The organism is Pedobacter sp. FW305-3-2-15-E-R2A2, from assembly GCF_038446955.1.
In the GTDB taxonomy this organism is placed as follows: Bacteria; Bacteroidota; Bacteroidia; order Sphingobacteriales; family Sphingobacteriaceae; genus Pedobacter.
This window is the reverse complement of the sequence record NZ_CP151803.1, coordinates 6,839,213-6,857,956: the sequence shown is the minus strand read 5'-3', so window position 1 is coordinate 6,857,956 and position 18,744 is coordinate 6,839,213. Positions and strand designations below refer to the sequence as shown.

At 42.4% G+C, this 18,744-nt stretch carries 18 protein-coding genes; 6 read left to right on the top strand and 12 right to left on the bottom strand.

Annotation, left to right across the window (positions count from 1 at the left end):
• Positions 1 to 1,980 (top strand): fumarate reductase/succinate dehydrogenase flavoprotein subunit, encoded by a 1,980-nt coding sequence (locus tag AAFF35_RS27880; RefSeq protein WP_342329735.1) that lies wholly within the window; start codon positions 1 to 3, stop codon positions 1,978 to 1,980.
• A 26-nt stretch (positions 1,981 to 2,006) separates the two neighbouring features.
• Positions 2,007 to 2,777: a succinate dehydrogenase/fumarate reductase iron-sulfur subunit gene (locus tag AAFF35_RS27875; protein WP_342329734.1), complete on the top strand. Its 771-nt coding sequence runs from the start codon at positions 2,007 to 2,009 to the stop codon at positions 2,775 to 2,777.
• 93 nt (positions 2,778 to 2,870) lie between these two features.
• Here the strand turns inward: AAFF35_RS27875 and AAFF35_RS27870 are convergent, their stop codons facing one another.
• The 6 genes from AAFF35_RS27870 to AAFF35_RS27845 form a co-directional block, all read right to left on the bottom strand.
• Positions 2,871 to 4,856, bottom strand: coding sequence for a TonB family protein (locus AAFF35_RS27870; protein ID WP_342329733.1), 1,986 nt, complete (start codon positions 4,854 to 4,856; stop codon positions 2,871 to 2,873).
• The gene (locus AAFF35_RS27865; protein WP_069379337.1) at positions 4,853 to 5,230 is read right to left on the bottom strand and encodes a BlaI/MecI/CopY family transcriptional regulator; all 378 of its coding nucleotides are present in this window, start codon (positions 5,228 to 5,230) and stop codon (positions 4,853 to 4,855) included. The genes AAFF35_RS27870 and AAFF35_RS27865 overlap by 4 nt, the downstream gene beginning before the upstream one ends.
• Positions 5,231 to 5,441: 211 nt before the next feature.
• Entirely contained in the window at positions 5,442 to 7,010 is a 1,569-nt protein-coding gene (locus AAFF35_RS27860) for a M20/M25/M40 family metallo-hydrolase (RefSeq protein ID WP_342329732.1), read from the bottom strand.
• Positions 7,011 to 7,243: 233 nt separating this feature from the next.
• Complete coding sequence (locus AAFF35_RS27855; RefSeq protein WP_342329731.1) at positions 7,244 to 8,026, bottom strand: ABC transporter permease; 783 nt, start codon at positions 8,024 to 8,026, stop codon at positions 7,244 to 7,246.
• A 2-nt stretch (positions 8,027 to 8,028) separates the two neighbouring features.
• Positions 8,029 to 8,937, bottom strand: coding sequence for an ATP-binding cassette domain-containing protein (locus tag AAFF35_RS27850; RefSeq protein ID WP_342329730.1), 909 nt, complete (start codon positions 8,935 to 8,937; stop codon positions 8,029 to 8,031).
• 2 nt (positions 8,938 to 8,939) lie between these two features.
• A complete protein-coding gene (locus tag AAFF35_RS27845; protein ID WP_342329729.1) occupies positions 8,940 to 9,113 on the bottom strand; it encodes a hypothetical protein in 174 nt (57 codons plus the stop codon).
• A gap of 262 nt (positions 9,114 to 9,375) precedes the next feature.
• Here AAFF35_RS27845 and AAFF35_RS27840 point away from each other — a divergent pair, with 262 nt between their 5' ends.
• Together AAFF35_RS27840 and AAFF35_RS27835 are read left to right on the top strand one after the other, a co-directional pair.
• Positions 9,376 to 10,404 (top strand): sensor histidine kinase, encoded by a 1,029-nt coding sequence (locus tag AAFF35_RS27840; RefSeq protein ID WP_342329728.1) that lies wholly within the window; start codon positions 9,376 to 9,378, stop codon positions 10,402 to 10,404.
• Positions 10,401 to 11,156 (top strand): LytTR family DNA-binding domain-containing protein, encoded by a 756-nt coding sequence (locus AAFF35_RS27835; protein WP_342329727.1) that lies wholly within the window; start codon positions 10,401 to 10,403, stop codon positions 11,154 to 11,156. Before AAFF35_RS27840 ends, AAFF35_RS27835 begins: the two co-directional genes overlap by 4 nt.
• Positions 11,157 to 11,163: 7 nt before the next feature.
• Here AAFF35_RS27835 and AAFF35_RS27830 read toward each other — a convergent pair whose 3' ends face one another.
• From AAFF35_RS27830 to AAFF35_RS27820, 3 genes are read right to left on the bottom strand one after another with little or no spacing between them, the layout of a single operon-like run.
• On the bottom strand, positions 11,164 to 11,898 hold the full coding sequence (locus AAFF35_RS27830; RefSeq protein ID WP_342329726.1) for a lysophospholipid acyltransferase family protein: 735 nt from the start codon (positions 11,896 to 11,898) through the stop codon (positions 11,164 to 11,166).
• A gap of 18 nt (positions 11,899 to 11,916) precedes the next feature.
• Complete coding sequence (locus AAFF35_RS27825; RefSeq protein ID WP_124582107.1) at positions 11,917 to 12,471, bottom strand: NUDIX hydrolase; 555 nt, start codon at positions 12,469 to 12,471, stop codon at positions 11,917 to 11,919.
• Positions 12,472 to 12,484: 13 nt separating this feature from the next.
• A complete protein-coding gene (locus tag AAFF35_RS27820; protein ID WP_342329725.1) occupies positions 12,485 to 14,977 on the bottom strand; it encodes a TonB-dependent receptor in 2,493 nt (830 codons plus the stop codon).
• 98 nt (positions 14,978 to 15,075) lie between these two features.
• Between AAFF35_RS27820 and AAFF35_RS27815 the strand changes: the two genes are divergently transcribed.
• The gene (locus AAFF35_RS27815) at positions 15,076 to 15,690 is read left to right on the top strand and encodes a thioredoxin family protein (protein ID WP_342329724.1); all 615 of its coding nucleotides are present in this window, start codon (positions 15,076 to 15,078) and stop codon (positions 15,688 to 15,690) included.
• Here the strand turns inward: AAFF35_RS27815 and AAFF35_RS27810 are convergent.
• The gene (locus tag AAFF35_RS27810; RefSeq protein ID WP_073231955.1) at positions 15,670 to 15,951 is read right to left on the bottom strand and encodes an ATP-dependent Clp protease adaptor ClpS; all 282 of its coding nucleotides are present in this window, start codon (positions 15,949 to 15,951) and stop codon (positions 15,670 to 15,672) included. The genes AAFF35_RS27815 and AAFF35_RS27810 overlap by 21 nt on opposite strands.
• Before the next feature lie 77 nt (positions 15,952 to 16,028).
• On the opposite strand from AAFF35_RS27810, the gene AAFF35_RS27805 reads away from it, so the two are divergent.
• Positions 16,029 to 17,078: a beta-ketoacyl-ACP synthase III gene (locus AAFF35_RS27805; protein WP_342329723.1), complete on the top strand. Its 1,050-nt coding sequence runs from the start codon at positions 16,029 to 16,031 to the stop codon at positions 17,076 to 17,078.
• Positions 17,079 to 17,098: 20 nt separating this feature from the next.
• Here the strand turns inward: AAFF35_RS27805 and AAFF35_RS27800 are convergent, their stop codons facing one another.
• Together AAFF35_RS27800 and AAFF35_RS27795 are read right to left on the bottom strand one after the other, a co-directional pair.
• Positions 17,099 to 17,974, bottom strand: coding sequence for an SDR family oxidoreductase (locus AAFF35_RS27800; RefSeq protein ID WP_074611624.1), 876 nt, complete (start codon positions 17,972 to 17,974; stop codon positions 17,099 to 17,101).
• Between the two features lie 3 nt (positions 17,975 to 17,977).
• On the bottom strand, positions 17,978 to 18,739 hold the full coding sequence (locus AAFF35_RS27795; protein WP_342329722.1) for an enoyl-CoA hydratase/isomerase family protein: 762 nt from the start codon (positions 18,737 to 18,739) through the stop codon (positions 17,978 to 17,980).
• Between the last annotated feature and the right edge of the window lie 5 nt (positions 18,740 to 18,744).

The following is an 18,744-nucleotide window of genomic DNA, read 5'->3' as shown; positions in this document are numbered from 1 at the left end:
ATGGCTGAATTAAATGCAAATATACCGGAAGGCGAATTAACGGATAAATGGACCAAATTAAGGTCTTCTATGCCATTGGTTAACCCGGCAAATAAAAGAAGCATCGAAATTATTGTAGTGGGTTCGGGATTGGCAGGTGCTTCGGCAGCGGCAACCCTGGCGGAGATGGGCTATAAAGTTAAATGTTTTTGCTTTCAGGATTCCCCGAGAAGAGCGCACTCTATCGCAGCTCAGGGTGGGATTAATGCAGCGAAAAACTATCAGAATGATGGTGACAGTACTTACCGTCTATTCTATGATACGATAAAAGGTGGTGATTACCGCGCACGTGAAGCCAACGTTCACCGTTTGGCAGAAGTAAGTGCAAATATTATAGATCAGTGTGTGGCACAAGGTGTGCCTTTGGCAAGGGAATATGGTGGTTTATTAGACAACCGTTCCTTTGGTGGTACACAGGTTCAAAGAACTTTTTATGCTGCCGGTCAAACGGGCCAGCAATTGCTTTTAGGTGCATATAGCGCTTTGGAGCGTCAGGTAGGAATGGGTAAGGTAGAAATGTTTACCCGCCATGAAATGCTTGAAGTAGTGGTAGTGGATGGCAAGGCCCGTGGTATTATTGCCCGTAACCTGCTGACAGGTGAATTAGAGCGTCATTCAGGACATGCGGTATTGTTGTGTACTGGTGGTTACGGTAACGTATTCTACCTTTCTACAAATGCAATGGGCAGTAACGTAACTGCAGCTTGGAAAGCACATAAAAAAGGCGCTTTCTTTGGTAACCCTTGCTATACGCAGATTCACCCTACCTGTATCCCTGTTTCAGGTGATCACCAAAGTAAATTAACCCTGATGTCTGAGTCGTTGCGTAATGACGGAAGAATCTGGGTGCCTAAAAAGAAAGATGATACACGTAAAGCTTCAGAGATTCCTGAAGATGAAAGAGATTATTATTTAGAACGCAGATATCCTGCTTTCGGTAACCTTGTACCACGTGATGTGGCTTCCAGAGCTGCTAAAGAGCGTTGTGATGCAGGTTATGGGGTAGGTAAATCTAAATTAGCGGTTTATCTTGATTTTAAAGCCAATACAGAGCGTTATGGCCGTATTGAAGCCAGTGTTCAGAATATCCATAACCCTGATAAAGAAACCTGCATGCGCTTAGGCCGTGAGGTGATTAAGGAAAAATATGGTAACCTTTTTGATATGTACGCGCAGATCACGGGAGAAGATCCTTATGAACTGCCAATGCGTATTTATCCTGCGGTTCACTATACCATGGGTGGATTATGGGTAGATTATAACTTAATGACAACCGTTCCGGGCTTATACGCTTTAGGAGAGGCAAACTTCTCTGATCACGGTGCTAACCGTTTAGGAGCTTCTGCTTTAATGCAAGGTTTAGCGGATGGTTACTTTGTAATCCCTTATACTATCGGTGCTTACTTATCTAAGGAACTGGCCACAAAACCAATCCCTCAGGATCACCCGGCGTTTGTAGAAGCAGAGGCTAGTGCGAGAGGAATTATTGATAAATTCTTTGCGGTTAAAGGAACTAAAACCGTTGATTATTTCCATAAGAAATTAGGAAAGATCATGTGGGAAAAATGTGGAATGGCACGTAATGCAAAAGGCTTAACCGAAGCGATCGCAGAAATTCAGCAGTTGCGTAAAGATTTCTGGAGCGATGTTCGTGTACCGGGAGAAGCCAATGAGTTCAATCCTGAGCTGGAAAAAGCAGGTCGTGTGGCCGACTTTATTGAGCTGGGAGAATTGATGTGTATCGATGCGTTGAACAGAAACGAATCTTGCGGTGGTCACTTCAGGGAAGAATATCAAACTGAAGAAGGTGAAGCGATGCGCGATGATGAAAACTATGCTTACGTTGCGGCATGGGAGTTCAAAGAAGGTGTTAAATTTGAGCTGCATAAAGAAGAGCTGAAATTTGAAAACATCAAGGTTGCACAAAGAAGTTATAAATAATAGCTAAGTACTAAAATCTCAATATCATGAGTACAGGAAATATGAATTTAACGCTGAAAATCTGGCGTCAAAAAAATACAAAAGCCAAAGGTGGTTTGGTGGATTATAAACTATCAGACATTTCTCCTGATATGTCCTTCTTAGAAATGTTTGATGTATTGAACGAAGAGCTAATTTCTAAGGGTGATGAGCCGGTTGTGTTTGATCACGATTGTAGAGAGGGGATTTGTGGCGCCTGTTCGATGTTTATCAACGGCAGACCTCACGGACCAAAAGAAGGAATTACAACCTGCCAGTTACACATGCGTTCCTTTAAAGATGGAGATACCATCGTTGTGGAACCATGGAGAGCAAAGGCTTTTCCGGTAATTAAAGATTTAACGGTAGATAGGTCTGCGTTCGACAGAGTTATTGCGGCTGGAGGCTTTATTTCTGTGAATACAGGAAATGCACAGGACGCCAACAACCTGCCTATTCCAAAAGTACAGGCGGATTCAGCTTTCGAAGCTGCAGCATGTATCGGTTGCGGTGCTTGTGTGGCAACCTGTAAAAATGCTTCGGCCATGTTATTCGTTTCTGCAAAAGTTTCTCAGTTGGCGCAATTGCCTCAGGGACAGCCTGAACGTTACCGCAGGGTTCAAACTATGGTGGCGCAGATGGATGCGGAAGGATTTGGAAATTGTACCAATACGGGTGCTTGTGAAGCGGAATGCCCTAAAGGAATTTCTTTAGAGAACATTGCACGTATGAATAGAGATTATTTGTCTGCAAAATTTGTATCTGAGGAAGATATTTAATAAATTTAGCTAACGAGACAAGGGTATTTAACACGAAAGCCCGGCTATTTAGCTGGGCTTTCGTGCATTAGGGGGAATTTGGGGGTATTGTCTTTAGTCTTTTTTGTCTACTTTCTGTTTCGCTTGTAAAGCGGTTTTTGTGGTGATTAAAATGGCACCGTTTAAAGCTGCGGTACCATAAAGCGTAGTCGCTGATGCGTCTTTTAAGATTTCGATGGAGGCGATGTTGTTTGGATTGATTTGATTTAGGTCGAGCTCATATTTCTTACCATCTAAGATGACCAATGGATCTTTACCAGTACCGAGGCCTGTAAATTTCAGCTTTTTATCTGTACCCTCTGTAACGCTCAGCCCGATTACTTTACCCGTTTTATTGCCGGCAGGAGGATCACTTGTTAAGGTGAAATTAATTGGAATGTTGTATTTTACCCTGACCGTTTTTCCTTGGTAAATGCCTGGAATCCACTTCGGTGATTCCTTCAAGACCCTTACGGCTTCTTCATCCGTTCCTGCCCCAAGCTTCCTTTCTACCTTAATGTCTGCAAGGTCACCGTTTTTCTCTACGGTAAAGGATAGAAACACTTTACCCTGCACGTTCTTGTCCCGGGCCTCTGCCGGATAACTGACGGCCTGTTTTAGATAGTAATAGAATTTGTCCATTCCTCCGGGAAATCCTGGTTGTTTGTCGATGGAAACAAAGTCATAAATTTTAACATCATTTGGATCTGTCTGAATTTGGTTCAAAGAAGTGGCATTCGCATTTACCGGCTCAGATTTATAACCCATAACCGTGATTTTGCTAAGGCTCTTGTATCCATTTACCGGACTTAATTTCGGATTCCTTTTAGGACTGGTAGCTCCGGATAGGATAAAGGAAACAGGCAATGCATAGTGGCCATCCTGGCTGCTTTTGAAATCCCTGTAGCTCAACACGATCCTCATGATCTCGGTTTCAAATCCTGAACCCAGTTTGTTGACGACGCTGATCGATCCAATATGCCCGTCTTTCAGACTAAATTTAATCTGACTGTTCCCCTGAAGGTCGGTGTTGTAAGCTTCTGCCGGATATCTGATGCCGCGTTTAAGGTAGTTGTAAAAACCTTCCCAGGCTGGGTCAGTTACGTTTTGTGATTTAACCTCTTTGCTCTTCAAATTCGATACCGCAATCTCTATAGGTGCAGATATGACTTCTTTCACGACGTTCAAAGGGGTATTTAATGGAATCTCTTCTGTTACTGCTATGATCTTTTCGTTGCTGCGGATAGTGGCAGACGACATGACCAGCGTGATGGCAAAAAGAGGTAAAAACAAGCCGTATTTTAGTACAGCGGTCTTTTTTGATCTTTGTTTATGAAGCATAAATATTCTCTTTTTTATCAGTGATTTATTAAAGAAAGTATTGGTAAGGCTATTTGGGGCAATGCCAAAAGCTCTGCTTAAAAGGAGCAAGGCATATTGCTCTTTGTCGCCCTGAAATTTAGCAGCTTCCTCATCTGCCAGGTACTCGTGAATGTTTTTAATGGTATGCTTATAAAAATAAATGATGGGATTGAACCAGGTGAAAATGCCTAACAATTCAAAGAACAGCACGTCCAGCGTATGCAATTGACGAATGTGAATCTCCTCATGCCTGTCGATGGTCTGAACTTCCGGCAGGTTTTCATCAATTCTTTTCTTTCTGAAAAAAGAAAAAGCATTTCCCACGTGCTCCTGTTTAAGCAAACGTCGGACCTTGAACAATTTATAGAGGAACAGGAGACCGAAAATCATCAGACCAGTCAAATAGATCATCACGATGACGTTGCCGGAACTTAACTTTTCCGGAGCATCCGATGCGATGCTAACTTGTGTGATGAGTTCATTTAACTGACCAACACCGATATAGATGGGTGTCGCCACAGCCTGCTTACCAAACCATTCGAACCTTAAAAATGGGATCGATAGTGAACATATTCCCGCAGAGATCAGGTATATCCTGTTCAGGATAAAATAGGTCTCCTTAGCTAAAAATAATTTATAAAAGCCATAGAATAATACCAGGTATATATTGGCCTGCAGGATATAATGTGCCCAACTCATCTCGGTCTGTTTTTAATTTTGTTAATCATTTTTAAAATTTCATCTACATCGCTCAGGTCAAGTTTTTCCTCCTTAACAAAAAAGGAAAACATGCTTTCCACAGAATTCTCAAAATAGTTGCCTAGCAACTTTTCCGTAGCATGGCGTTTGTAATCTTCCCTGCTGATGAGCGGAAAGTACTGATGCGATTTTCCGAAAGCCTCGTGCCCGATAAAACCCTTTACTTCCAGAATCCTGATAATCGTAGATACCGTGTTATAGGCAGGCTTTGGCTCTGGTAGAAAATCCATCACGTCTTTTACAAATCCCTTTTCTATTTGCCATAGAATCTGCATCAATTGTTCTTCTGCTTTTGTTAAATCTTTAATGTCCATCTTTTATCGTATTAACCGGTTTTTTTAATTGGTTTAAGGATCATAACTATTCGTCAATAGTACTATAACTAAAACCTTAGTATAAACTTAAAACTAATATTTTAGTTTTCAAAGTTTTTTAATAAAAATATTTTAATGTAACCAAATCAGCCAAAACAAAAAAACCCCCGGATTAGCGGAGGTTTCTTTGTTTACAGGATGCGTTATTGCCTTACTGCTTTGGTGCCTCAGGCGCCTTTGGCAATTCTTTTCTTGGAATTAGCTCTTTGCGTTCGGAAGTATGGTAAACGAAAGAGGCAACGATGGTTGCGGCTCTTTTTAAATCTTCTTCCGCTAAGCGGTCAAATGTATCCTGATTGCTATGGTGGGTCCGGGTATTGTAGTCCATTGGATCCTGAATAAACTGGAAGCCGGGAATACCTACGGCATCAAATGCCTGGTGATCCGTCCCTCCGGTATTGCTAAGTGTTACTGTTTTTGCACCCAGATCATGGAATGGACTGAGCCAATCCTGGAATATTGGTCCTGCTGCTGCGTTTCCCTGTAAATAAATTCCCCGGATCGCACCTGTTCCGTTGTCCAGATTATAATAGGCGCTGATCTTTTTATGATCTTTGGTCAGTATCATGGTCTTTGGATCTCCAAAATGTTGGGCCACATAACCTCTCGATCCAAACAAACCCTGTTCTTCAGAACTCCATAGGGCAATTCTGATGGTCCGTTTAGGTTTAAAGTTAATGGTTTTTAAAATCCTCATGGTTTCCATCATCACTGCTGCTCCGGCAGCATTGTCGGTCGCACCAGTAGCCGAATGCCAGGAATCATAGTGTCCGCCGATCATCACGATTTCTTCTTTTAATTTCTTATCCGTTCCCGGAATTTCTGCAATCACATTATATCCCTTAGGGTCCTGATCGTAGAAGGAAGTCCTGATGTCTGCTTCTACTTCTACCTTTTCTCCGGCCCGTAGGAGGCGCAACATGTGGAGGTAATCTTCTGCGGAGATTTCCAGCTCAGGAGAGACCGGTTTTGCATCGAGGGCATAAGAGGCACCATTGCTGGTAAAGAAGGTTCCATGGTTTCCTCTTGCATAACTGAGGATCAGGCCAACTTGTTCCTGTTGCATAAAGCTCGCCATGGCCGCACGTACTTCCCGCATTTTCATCATTTGAGCCATCATATTGTTGGCTGCTCCGGTACGTGGGCGTTGTGTCTGAGGCGAGGCGGTTGCCTCTGCCATTTTAGACAACACGGAATCGGTATACCTGACTGCATCTGGCTTATAACTGTTTTGTAAGGGTTGTAAGGTCACCTGATCGAAGATCACGATCTTGCCGGCAAGTTTCCCTTTGTAAGGCAAAAGATCGGTTACGGTGTCTGCTTTGATGAGGATGACTTCGGATTTAATCGCACCTTTGGTTCCGGGTGTCCATGCTTTAGGTGCACCAATGATCGCATGGTAATACGGAAGGGTAGTTGCCGCATAATATTTATCAATCTGCCAGCCCTTTCCAAACTGTCCCCAGGATTCCAGGTGTACATTCTTTAATCCCCAGGAAGTAAATTGTCGCACTGCCCAGTCCTGTGCGCGTTTTAAACCGGGAGAATTGGATAACCTTGGCCCTGCCACATCGGTGATCTGAAAGGCAATGTCCATCACTTTTGAGTTTTCAAGGCCTTCCTGCCTTATTTTTTGTACCATATTCATATCCACCTTCTCCTGGGCAGATAAGGAAACACTGATGCACAGTGCCAATGCCGTTATTGTCAATTTTTTCATCAGAATATATTTGTCTTTTTAATGGCTATGAAGCTATCATCAGCATGTTCATTGCTTTTTGTAAGTGGTATGCTTCACTAATACCTGAATTTACATGAAAAGATAATTACTTGTATCTTCCTCATCATATTTTTACATCGGAAGTTAAACCTTCAGGTGATTTACAAATCCCCGGAAAAAGAAAATGGCGGTACTCCGACCGCCACATTCTGACTATTAACTAAAACTAAAAACTATTTGATGCTCTTCCTGGCGACGATAAAGTAACCGGCGATAAAGAAGATAAGGGCGTAAATAAGGCTGCTGTAGATCTCCTGACTAAACAGTTGATCCATATTTTTAGACTTGCTCATGGATAAAGCCAGCGTAGGATGACTGTAAGGAACAAGGTAGGCATATTCCCATCCTTTGGTGGCGACAATAATTCCGGCAATGATCCCGACAAACCCAATCCCCATAGGCTTTAAAAAGTCCGACCAGATCAGGCTAATGATGAACTGTAAGGAGAGTATGCCCAGGGAAGAAAGGAACATCTTGAAATATAATTTTGACAGAAAGGCGACGGGCGAATATCCATTGAACGTAAAACCACTGTTTAATGCTTGTAAAAGATGGCCAAATAAGACGGTGAACAGTGCAAATAAGAACAGACAAATAAAGATCAGTATCACCGCATATAAATACTTTGCTGCATAAATTGAAAACTTATGGAGTGGTTGTGCAAAGAGGGTTTTCCAGGTGTCGTTCTTATGTTCAATATTGTTGACAGAGAAAGCCATGAAGATCACATAAAAAGGAAGGATCAACATGCCCATCACACCAAGGGCACCTCCACTAAAGTTCATCCATAGCACTTGTGGCGGATAATGCATTTTGATGATTTTTTCTGCATTGCTGAGGAATCCAAAAGTAATCAGGCCGCAAATCAACAATGGAAGTAGGATCGAAGCCCAAAAAGCAAGCGTCTTTCTTGATTTATAAAATTCAGATCGTAAGGATAGGAGTAAAGAGCGCATGATTAATTGTTTTTAGTAATGTCAAGGAATAAATGCTCCAGATCTTTTCTAACCTGATAAATACTGTAAACCGTAAAGCCATGTTGTATCAGTAAGGTATTTAGCTTGCCGCATTCTTCGGTGGAAATGAAAGGAAGAATGATTTTCTTTTCGGTGCTGCCTAGTAGCTGATAGCCATTGTTTTTCAGGAATTCCTGGCCTTTGGCAATATCGTTTAACTCCAGTTCAATCATTGGCTTGCTCAAATCATGCAATTCATTGATGGTGCCCTGGAAGAGTAGTTTTCCTTTGTTAATAATGCCTACATGAGTGGCGATCCGTTCAATCTCCGCCAACAGATGGCTGGAAACAAGGATTGTTTTTTGGTGTTTTGTGGCGAGCTCGATCATCAGATTTCTGATTTCGATGATCCCATTAGGGTCAAGGCCATTTGTAGGCTCATCCAAAAGTAACAGTTCCGGATCTGATAACAAGGCAAGGGCAATGCCCAGGCGCTGTTTCATGCCCAATGAATATTTTCCTGCTTTTTTAGTAGCAGCATCTTCCAGGCCTACCAGACGAAGCATCTCTTTCGCTTTAGTCCTGTTAATGCCCAATAACATACACCTGTTGTATAAGTTTTCCTCGCCGGAAAGGTGTGCGTAAATTGCGGGTTGTTCTACGAGTGCGCCAAGGCGTTTTAAACTGGCGATTCGATTGGAGTTGATTTCCTTACCAAAAAGAAACACGGTGTCTGCCGGTGATTTTAAAAGATTTAAAAGGATTTTTATTGAAGTCGTTTTACCGGCACCATTTGGGCCCAGAAAACCGTAAATACTTCCTTTCTCTACCTTCAGCGACAGGTCGTCAACTACTTTTTGGTTACCAAAATAATAGTTAAGTCCGCGGGTTTCAATGATCAGGTCTTTCATTCCTATTTAAACGAAATGGTGCTTACTTTGGCAATCCCTTTTACTGAAGTCGTTGCTTTTGCAGCGATTTCCTCGTCTTGTGAACGGGTTACGTTATTGGCAATGGTTAATACCATCATCATGAATACAGGGACTAATAAAAGTAAGAATGGCGATACGTTTGCTAACTTTTTCATAATATTTATATTGAGAGATGCAGTTTTCATATTCGTTGTGATTTGATGAAACAAATAGAATAATAAAAAAAACGCTGCTAAAATCTTTTAGACCAAGGCCATATTATCCTAGATAAACGCCTATTTATCCTAGTTTTGCAATTGATTGGTTTATTTGCCAATTTGGTAGAAAAAAAATGCCCGTTCGTCGAAAGCAGTTAGTCATAACAGCCGGAAAAATTTACTTTAGACCAATGGAGTTTTTGTCAATAACAAAGTTTAAATGAAAAATAAAGGCCCTCTGATTGTACATGTTGTTTTCTGGTCGTTAATACTAGCCCTTATTTCCTTGAACATCATATTCGCCAAAGAAGCACAAACGCTATCTTCGGTTTCAATTAGATATGGCTACTCCGGTCTGATCAATATTTCTATTTTCTATATCAACTATATGCTTCTCATTCCGATGCTGATCAAAGAGCAGAAGAAATATGGTTTATATATAGGGTCAATCCTGCTCCTGATCGTGGTCATGAGTGCCATCAAAACGGTTATCGCCAGCCTGAACCCAGAAGTCATCCTGGTGACCTGGGAAGGAGGGAAACGGGACTATATCCCTATCGGAACCTTTGGCGCTGTTTCTATATTTACATGTGGCTTTTTTGTAGTGGCCAGTTCTCTGCTCAAATTCGCTGTAGACTGGTTCGGGAATGAACGTGTGCAGCGAAACCTGGAAAGCGAAAAGAAAGAAATGGAACTGCAATTTCTTAAATCCCAGCTAAACCCGCATTTTCTCTTCAATTCCCTGAATAATATTTACTCACTCGCTTATCAGAAGTCTGATAAAACAGCAGATGCAATTCTTAAGCTTTCGGAAATCATGCGTTATATGATTTATGAAAGTAACGACAGCTGGGTTTCACTCAGTAAAGAAATTGAATATGTTCAAAGTTATATTGAACTCCAGAAATTAAGGTTCAGAGATGGAGCAGCGGTGGAGCTGAGCCTGAACGGTGAAATCGAGAATCAACAAATTGTACCACTCATCCTGATCTCTTTTGTGGAGAATGCTTTTAAACATGGTGTGGCCAACGATCCAAAAGATCCGATCAAGATCAATATCATTGCCAATCAAAAGATCCTGCACTTCAGTGTGACCAATAAAAAGAATAAGCACAACAAAGATGAAGTAGGAGGAGTGGGTCTCAATAATGTAGAACGAAGGTTACAATTGCTATATCCTGAAAGATATAAATTAAATATTGTAAATTCGGCTACCCATTACACCAGTGAATTAATGCTAGATTTATGACAAAGTTAAAATGTATTGCGGTCGATGATGAACCATTGGCACTTGATATTATAGAGGATTATGTGTCAAAAGTTCCGTTCCTGGAGCTGGTCAAAAGGACAGAAAATGCGATTGAAGCATTACAGCTGGTACAGGCAGGAGGGATTGATCTGGTTTTTCTGGACATTCAGATGCCTGAACTTACCGGAATCCAGTTTTTGAAAATTGCTAATGGGAAATCAAATTATATCCTGACTACTGCTTATTCACAATATGCTTTGGAAAGTTATGACCTGAACGTCTCAGATTACCTCTTGAAACCAATTGCATTTGACCGTTTCTATAAAGCGGTGGAAAAGGTACATAACCAACAACAAAAAGCGGCAGAACCGAGCCCGGCTCCTCCACCTGTAATTGCACCGTTGATGTCAACACCAGTGGCTGTACACCCTGTTCAGGACTTTATCTTCGTCAAAACAGAGCATAAGATTCAAAAAATTCAACTGGATGATATTCTTTACATTGAAGGGCTAAAGGATTACATTTCTATCTATACCAAAGCGGAAAGGATCATTACACTTCAGAACATGAAGAAAATGGAAGAAACCCTGCCAAACGGACAATTTATAAGGGTGCATAAATCCTATATCATTGCCTTGGATAAGATTGAAAGTATTGAACGCAGCAGGATCAGCATCTTCGGTAAAGTCATTCCGATAGGAGATACCTACCGCGATGAATTCTTCAAACACATCGACAATAAGAATATTTAAATAGCGTTTACTGTCCTAATTTCCGGCGAATTGCCTGTTCTGCTTCCTGAGTAACTTCCTCTGGGTTTTTGCCGGTGGAATCTATTGGCTTTAATACGGTCCAGCGAATCTTTTCACCGAAACTGAGGGGGAAAGTGCCATACTGTACCATTTTCCAGGAGTTCTCAATCGCGATAGGAACGATTAATGCATTGGGTACCTTTTTTAAAAGTGTGGCAATCCCGCCTACATGAAAGGGCTTCAGGTTTCCGTCTTTGGAACGTGTACCTTCAGGAAAAATCATCGCAGACCAGTTGTTTGCTTTCATTCTGTTCCCCAGATGGATGATCTCGCCAACGGCTTGTTTGCTGTCTTTACGGTCGATATTAGCCCCCCCTCCATATTTAAGGTTGAAGGAAATGGAGGGAATGCCTTTGGTCAGCTCTATTTTCGAGATAAACTTGATGTGGTGTTTTCTTAGAAACCAGATCAGCCCGGGAATATCATACATGCTCTGGTGGTTGGCGACAAATATTTTGGGCTGCTCAACGGGGATGTCCTGTTCATTGATAAAAGTAACAGAACTGCCCAGTAAAAGGTCGCAGTAGGTGAGAAAGAAATTCAAACCATCTACTGAGGCTTTATGTGCCTGATAACCGAACAAGCGATAACACACCCATTGAATGGGCTGAAAAACAATTAAGGTCAGCCCAAAGAAGAGGTAAAACAATGGACTGAAAATGTATCCGAAAAATTTATTCATAATAGCTGAAAAGGTTCGTTATAGCTGAGATTCCTGAAGGATTATTTTTGTTCTTAAAATGGCAGCAACACTCATGCTGTCAGTGATCTCCCCATTTAAGACCATTTCATACGCTTCCTGAAAAGGAAGTTTACGGAGCCGGAGCTCTTCGGTTTCTTCAGGTTCAGCAATGCCCATACTCAGGCCTCTGGCGATATAAATAATGGCCAGTTCATTGCTTACCGAATTGGAGAGGTGCATGCGCTGAAGCTCTACCCAGTCTGTTGCCGAAAGCCCGGTTTCTTCCAATAGTTCTCGTTTGGCACTATCCAGCGGATCGGAACCCAAGGGACCTCCGCCTTCCGGAATTTCCCAGCTGTAAGCTTTTAAAGGAAAGCGGTATTGTCCAACCAACCAGGTGTTCAACTCCTCGTCTAAAGGTAAAATTCCAATGGCCAAGTTCTTGAAATGTACTTCGCCATATATTCCTTTACCTCCGGATGGGTTGATCACCTGGTGTTCTGTTAGCCCAATCCAGTTGTTGTCATAGATTTTGCGGCTCTCAATAGTGGTCCAGGGATTGCGTTCTTCCATGGACGCAAATATACTAAAATGACTCTTCATCGGAACGCATTTCCTGCTGATCCGATTTTTTGCCTTTCTTAGGACTGAAGCTGGTCTTTCCGAAACGATAAGAATAGGTTAAACTGGCCATCGTTCCCTGCATGTAACGTCTGAAGTCGACGATAGAGTTTTGAGTGCTGGTCGTCATACTCCAGTTACGGGTATTGAAAATATCACGTACGTTAAGACTTAAAGAAGATTTTTTATTTTTAAAATCATATTTGGCACCTGCGTCTACACCATACATCGCATTCCTTGTACCCTGTGCCATGACCTGGCGCGCACGGTAATCTCCTTTAATCTGTAAGGTGATGTTATAGGGAAGCACGAAGTTGTTGGTTAAATTGGCGTTCCAGGTAAATCCGGAATTGTCCACGATACCGAAGGCAGGAACACCGTCTATTGTACTTTGATACAAGTTGGCATTGGCGGTGAAATTCCATGCTTTAGAGACATCAAAACGGCCAATCAGCTCCAATCCGCTGGACAGCTCCTTCGTTAAGTTCTGAGGAGTGGTAATGGTAATTCCATTTTGGTCAGGCTCTGTTCTGATCCTTTGAATCACATCATTGGTCTGACGCAGGTAAGCAGTGGAGATGAAAGTCACCTTTGGCCAAAATTTGCTGTAGCTTAATTCAAAGGCATGTACATCCTCTGGTTTAAGGTTTGGATTTCCCTGACGATAGTTCAATGGATCCGAAACATCGATGAAAGGATTGGTATCCCAGCCTCTTGGTCTGTTGACCCTTCTGCTATAGCTCAATTGTAACTGTTGTTCGGATTTAAATTTCTGGGTTAGAAAGATACTTGGGTATATTCTGGTGTAAGCCACTTTCCCCGGAAGGGAGCTGAGCTGTCCGTTTGTACCGTACATCCCTAAACGGGTATCAAGGGTGGCATCTTCTGCCCTTAATCCTACCTGATAGCCGAAGTTTTTAACCTGGTTCTGATAATTGGCATATAGAGCGTGTACCTGGTCTTTGCTGTTGAAATCATTGGTCAGCGCGAGGTTGACATCATAATTTCCAGTGAGGTTGTTCAAGCGGTCAGAAAAAGTATTGTTCTCCGCAATTCTCACCTGGCTGCGGTAACCTGCTTCCAGTTTTCCCGATTTTCCAACAGGTAAGGTATAATCTGCCTGGATGTTATAATTTCTGTTGATTCCTGTACCATCATTTCTGATGATTTCCGGTAACTGATCAACAGCGGTACCGTTAAGATTGTAAATGTCTGTATTGTAGATTTGAAGGTTGTCGTTGTCTCCTTCAGAGAAGCTGGCATTAAAGGTAATCTCCTCTTTTGGTTTTTTAAACTTATGGCTGAAATCCAGATTCAGATCGTAGCTGCCACCAGATCCAAGATTGGAATTGTTTCTTCTGCTCAGTTCCAGGGGGGCTTTAAGACTGTTTAACTGATCAATAGTCAGGAACTCGTTTCTATCGTTGTCTCGGATATTAAAGCCACCAGAGAAACTTAAAACGTCTTTGTCGCTCAGGTAATAATCAAGACCTGCTTTCACGTTGTGCCCTTTGTCCAGAGATTTAGAGTCTGTATTTTGATTGGCGAAGGCATTTGGAAACGTGGAATCTAAATAACTGATGTTGTTATAGCCACCGCCAAGACGGTTTCCATACCTGTAACTGTAATTACCGTATAGGTTCACTTTACTGTTCTGAAAGCTTAAACTGGTATTGGCATTATAGTTCTCCCGGTTTCCGGCAGTTAAGGCGATATTACCGTTCAGTCCCAGTTTTTTGTTCTTTTTTAATACGATGTTGATGATTCCTGACTGGCCTTCTGCATCGTATTTGGCCGAAGGATTGGTGATCAGTTCCACACTTTCGATCGAACTCGCCGGAATAGACTGTAAGATCTGCGCTACATTGCCACCGGCAATGAGAGAAGGCTTGCCATCAATCAGGACTTTAACTCCCGTGGAGCCCCTTAGACTCACATTTCCGTCGATATCGGATTGTACAGAAGGGACATTCTGTAAAAGGTCGGAGGCAGAGCCACCCTCACTCACTAAACTCTGATCTACAGAAAATACTTTCTTATCTACACCGAGTTGAATGGTACTCTTCTGGGCAGTAATGGCCACTTCATTTAATACGGTACCTTTGGCCGTTTTCATTTTTATGGTACCCAGGTTGATTTCTTTAACAATCGCAGAGATCGAAACGGAATCGCGAACCATAGTTTGGTAACCTACATAGCTTACTTTAAAGGTGAAAACACCTTTGGGCAATCCGGTCATGGATAAATTTCCGTTCACATCGGTTTGTACTCCTTTTACCAATGCCTTGGTCTTTCTGTCGAGAATCACTGCGGTCGCAAATGGAATAGTTTCGCTGTTTTGGGCATCTACAACCTTCGCTATAATCTTACCTTCTCCGGTAGTTTGTGCATTAAGTTTTACAGTTGTAGTACAAATGGCAAAGGTTAAAAATAGAACTTTGTATAACAGATTCTTCATTGGTGTGTTTAGGTTTTTGTGCTTTTTATATAAGAGGGACAAAGAAACATGCCGGAGGTTTAAAAAGAACAGGCGTAACTATTTTATTACAGCTAATTATGATCGGATACAGTAATATTTTTGTTAACGAAGGAATGAGTTATTCAGCCTATCGTAATTTGATAAATGAGCTGCTGCTCGCGAAAAAAACTACCGGTGAGGACGATAGCGAAGCGATGCTTCACTATACGAAAATGAATGTGCAACGAATGAACCGCGTAGATAAAACGGTACAGCTCAACACAGACTTGCTGGAATCCTTAAATGGCTTAAAAGGGACATACCGATTCCTGGTGATTTCTGAAGGATGGTGTGGAGATGCGGCACAGATTGTTCCCGTTTTTGATAAAATGGCGAGCAGCTTTCCGGATAAAATAAGCCTTCGGTTTGTATTGAGAGATCAAAACCTGCCTTTGATTGATGCACACCTCACCAATGGTGGAAGGGCAATCCCGGTATTGCTGATCCTCGATGAGGAGGGAAAGGTCCTTTGCAAATGGGGGCCGAGGCCACAAATTCTGCAATCGTTATTGGCCGGCTGGAAAAAAGAAAGTACAGATATGATGCTCATCGCAGAAAGACTTCATGGATGGTATGCCAAAGATAAAACGCAAACTACGCAGCAAGAATTGAATGCGCTGGTTCAACAGGTGTTAGTCAACGGAAACAGTTAAACCTTCTTGTTGTAAGATCTTACGGTAAACTTCCATCTCTGTAAAAGAACCTTCCAATACGGCACATTTTCCTTTATTATGAACCTCCCAGGCAATTTTTTCGGCCTGGCTTTCCGAATAATCAAGGTACTTCATCATACAGTGAATGACGTGGTCAAACGTGTTGACATCATCGTTCCATAGGATCAACCGGTGAACCGTTTTTAAGGAGGTCAGGATTTCTTCTAATGTAAAAGTTTCTTCTTTAGTTTCTGTTGACATGGTACAAAAATAAGCTAATTTCAAAATAATGTTGCAGTTAAAGTTATTTTTGCCTAAAATTTGTAATAAACCCAAATATGATGCATCGTTCAAAAATTGCCGGAATAGGCTACTATGTGCCTAAAAATGTCTATACCAATGATGATTTGTCCCGTTTTATGGATACGAATGATGCATGGATTCAGGAACGTACCGGCATAAAGGAACGCAGGTTTGCAGACCGCTTAGAAGAAACTACCACGACTATGGGGATAGAAGCCGCAAAAATTGCGATTGAAAGAGCAGGAACAACCGCCCAGGAAATCGACTTTATAATTTTTGCAACCCTCAGTCCGGATTATTATTTCCCGGGATGTGGCGTATTGCTGCAGCGTGAAATGAAAATGAAAGAGATTGGTGCCTTAGACATCAGGAATCAATGTTCCGGATTTGTATATGCTTTATCCGTTGCGGATCAGTTTATTAAAACCGGCATGTATAAAAATATTCTGGTAGTAGGCAGCGAAAAACATTCTTTTGCTATGGACTTTGAAACGCGCAGCCGCAATGTTTCTGTCATCTTTGGGGATGGGGCAGGAGCGGTAGTTTTACAACCTGCAGAGAAAGAAGGACAAGGCATCATGAGTACGCATTTACATAGTGATGGGGCTGATGCTGAAATTTTGGCGATGTATTATCCTGGAGCAAGTGCCAATAAATGGCTGAAGGATAAACCCGGTTATCCTGACCAGGAGTTGGGTGGTTTATTCATGACCACAGAGCAGTTGGAAAGCGGGGCTTCCCTGCCATATATGGATGGACCTGCAGTATTTAAAAAGGCTGTGGTGAAGTTCCCCGAAGTGATTAAAGAAGCCTTAACGGCAAATAACCTGCAACCTGAAGATATCGATATGCTGGTGCCGCACCAGGCCAATCTGAGGATCAGTCAGTATGTACAGCAATTATTGGGCTTACCCGATGATAAAGTGTTTAATAACATTCAGAAATACGGAAATACTACCGCTGCTTCCGTGCCGATTGCTTTATGTGAAGCATGGGAAGCGGGTAAAATAAAAGAAGGCGACCTGGTATGCCTGGCCGCCTTTGGATCAGGTTTTACCTGGGCCAGTGCTTTAATCAGATGGTAATTGTAAAATCAGCTAAAGGTTTAACTGCCTTTAGCTGATTTTGTCATTTGTGCAAACATATCCCACATCTCATTGGGAATGGCTTCCAGTCCGTTAAACTGACCGGCGCCCTGTAACCATTCTCCACCGTCAATACTAATCACTTCTCCATTGATGTAACCGGCGAAATCGCTGATCAGGAAAGCCGCAAGGTTCGCCAGCTCCTGGTGTTCACCAACACGTTTTAAGGGTACCCGGTTTTTAAAGTCGAACTTCTCGGCCAGATCTCCCGGAAGTAAACGGTCCCATGCGCCTTTGGTAGGAAAAGGTCCCGGAGCAATCGCGTTTGTCCGGATGCCATATTTACCCCATTCTACAGCCAATGAGCGCGTCATGGCCAATACACCGCCCTTTGCGCAAGCAGAAGGAACGACGTAGGCAGAACCGGTAAAAGCATAGGTGGTTACGATATTTAAAATGCTTGCGCTTTGTTTTTCTTTAATCCAGTGCTTTCCGAAAGCAAGGGTACAGTTTACTGATCCTTTTAAGACAATATCGATTACGGTAGAAAAGGCGTTGGCCGACAAGCGTTCCGTAGGAGATATAAAGTTACCTGCTGCATTGTTAAGCAAACCATCTACCTTCCCAAAGGTTTTGATGGTTTCGGCAAGCACATTTTCCACTTGTTCATACTCACGTACATCACAGGCAACGGCCAGCACTCTTCCGCCCGTTTCTTTCTCCATCTCGGCAGCAGTCTTTTCCAATACATCTGCCTTGCGACTGGTGATCACCAGGTTTGCACCCAGCTTCAGGAAATAAGTACCCATTGCTTTTCCAAGACCGGTTCCTCCACCGGTAACTACGATTGTTTTTCCTTTTAAGGCATCATCCCTTAACATTGGTTGATTGTACATGGGCTATTTCTTTTGCAGGTTATCAATAATTGTTTTTAAAATACTTCTTGTACTCGGTGCCCACCATTGTTTTAACATGAGCGCCAGCGCCTCGTCCTGATTGGCACGGGTAGCGGCGATCAGGTCTTTTCTGATGTTCAGCTTGCTCTGTTCCCAGGTATTTCTTTCCATACCCATATACTTTCTGATCCTGCGCTCTGCTGCGGTAAGGATGCTTTCCGGATTCACCAGTTCATCTACCAGGCCAACCTGTAAAGCTTCTTCAGGCGTAAAGAGCTTTCCCTCCAGCAGGCTTCTCGAAGCATGCGCATTGCCTATCCAGAAGGAATAAAGGTGGAAAATGGAATTTGGAACAATGATTCCTACAGGAACCTCATTTAAGCCGATGATGGCCTTTCCCTCTGCCATGATCCTATAGTCACAGGCCAATGCGATGACACAGCCTCCGGCCGGGCTATGCCCGTTGATGGCGGCAACCAATGGCTTTCTAAAAGAGGTGATATTGGCGATAAAATCCAGAAACAGGTGCCAGAAAGACTCAGCCTCTGCTTCCGAATAATTGTACAGTTCGATCAGGTCCAATCCGGCAGAAAAGAAATTCTCTTTACCTGTAATGATCGCCCCGGCAATATTCTGATCTGAAGCGATGCTGTTCAACATGTCATTCAACTCCGTAATCATCTCGCGGTTCAGGGCATTAGATCTTCCGCGATCTAAAGTAATCAGTGCTAAATGGTCTTTTATGGTGACTTTAATGGTATTCATATATA

What these genes read in the sequence shown, in the direction of transcription:
- AAFF35_RS27880 (WP_342329735.1), top strand. Translation starts at nt 1, where the DNA reads ATGGCTGAATTAAATGCAAATATACCGGAAGGCGAATTAACGGATAAA.
- AAFF35_RS27875 (WP_342329734.1), top strand. Translation starts at nt 2,007, where the DNA reads ATGAGTACAGGAAATATGAATTTAACGCTGAAAATCTGGCGTCAAAAA.
- AAFF35_RS27870 (WP_342329733.1), bottom strand. Translation starts at nt 4,856, where the DNA reads ATGAGTTGGGCACATTATATCCTGCAGGCCAATATATACCTGGTATTA.
- AAFF35_RS27865 (WP_069379337.1), bottom strand. Translation starts at nt 5,230, where the DNA reads ATGGACATTAAAGATTTAACAAAAGCAGAAGAACAATTGATGCAGATT.
- AAFF35_RS27860 (WP_342329732.1), bottom strand. Translation starts at nt 7,010, where the DNA reads ATGAAAAAATTGACAATAACGGCATTGGCACTGTGCATCAGTGTTTCC.
- AAFF35_RS27855 (WP_342329731.1), bottom strand. Translation starts at nt 8,026, where the DNA reads ATGCGCTCTTTACTCCTATCCTTACGATCTGAATTTTATAAATCAAGA.
- AAFF35_RS27850 (WP_342329730.1), bottom strand. Translation starts at nt 8,937, where the DNA reads ATGAAAGACCTGATCATTGAAACCCGCGGACTTAACTATTATTTTGGT.
- AAFF35_RS27845 (WP_342329729.1), bottom strand. Translation starts at nt 9,113, where the DNA reads ATGAAAAAGTTAGCAAACGTATCGCCATTCTTACTTTTATTAGTCCCT.
- AAFF35_RS27840 (WP_342329728.1), top strand. Translation starts at nt 9,376, where the DNA reads ATGAAAAATAAAGGCCCTCTGATTGTACATGTTGTTTTCTGGTCGTTA.
- AAFF35_RS27835 (WP_342329727.1), top strand. Translation starts at nt 10,401, where the DNA reads ATGACAAAGTTAAAATGTATTGCGGTCGATGATGAACCATTGGCACTT.
- AAFF35_RS27830 (WP_342329726.1), bottom strand. Translation starts at nt 11,898, where the DNA reads ATGAATAAATTTTTCGGATACATTTTCAGTCCATTGTTTTACCTCTTC.
- AAFF35_RS27825 (WP_124582107.1), bottom strand. Translation starts at nt 12,471, where the DNA reads ATGGAAGAACGCAATCCCTGGACCACTATTGAGAGCCGCAAAATCTAT.
- AAFF35_RS27820 (WP_342329725.1), bottom strand. Translation starts at nt 14,977, where the DNA reads ATGAAGAATCTGTTATACAAAGTTCTATTTTTAACCTTTGCCATTTGT.
- AAFF35_RS27815 (WP_342329724.1), top strand. Translation starts at nt 15,076, where the DNA reads ATGATCGGATACAGTAATATTTTTGTTAACGAAGGAATGAGTTATTCA.
- AAFF35_RS27810 (WP_073231955.1), bottom strand. Translation starts at nt 15,951, where the DNA reads ATGTCAACAGAAACTAAAGAAGAAACTTTTACATTAGAAGAAATCCTG.
- AAFF35_RS27805 (WP_342329723.1), top strand. Translation starts at nt 16,029, where the DNA reads ATGATGCATCGTTCAAAAATTGCCGGAATAGGCTACTATGTGCCTAAA.
- AAFF35_RS27800 (WP_074611624.1), bottom strand. Translation starts at nt 17,974, where the DNA reads ATGTACAATCAACCAATGTTAAGGGATGATGCCTTAAAAGGAAAAACA.
- AAFF35_RS27795 (WP_342329722.1), bottom strand. Translation starts at nt 18,739, where the DNA reads ATGAATACCATTAAAGTCACCATAAAAGACCATTTAGCACTGATTACT.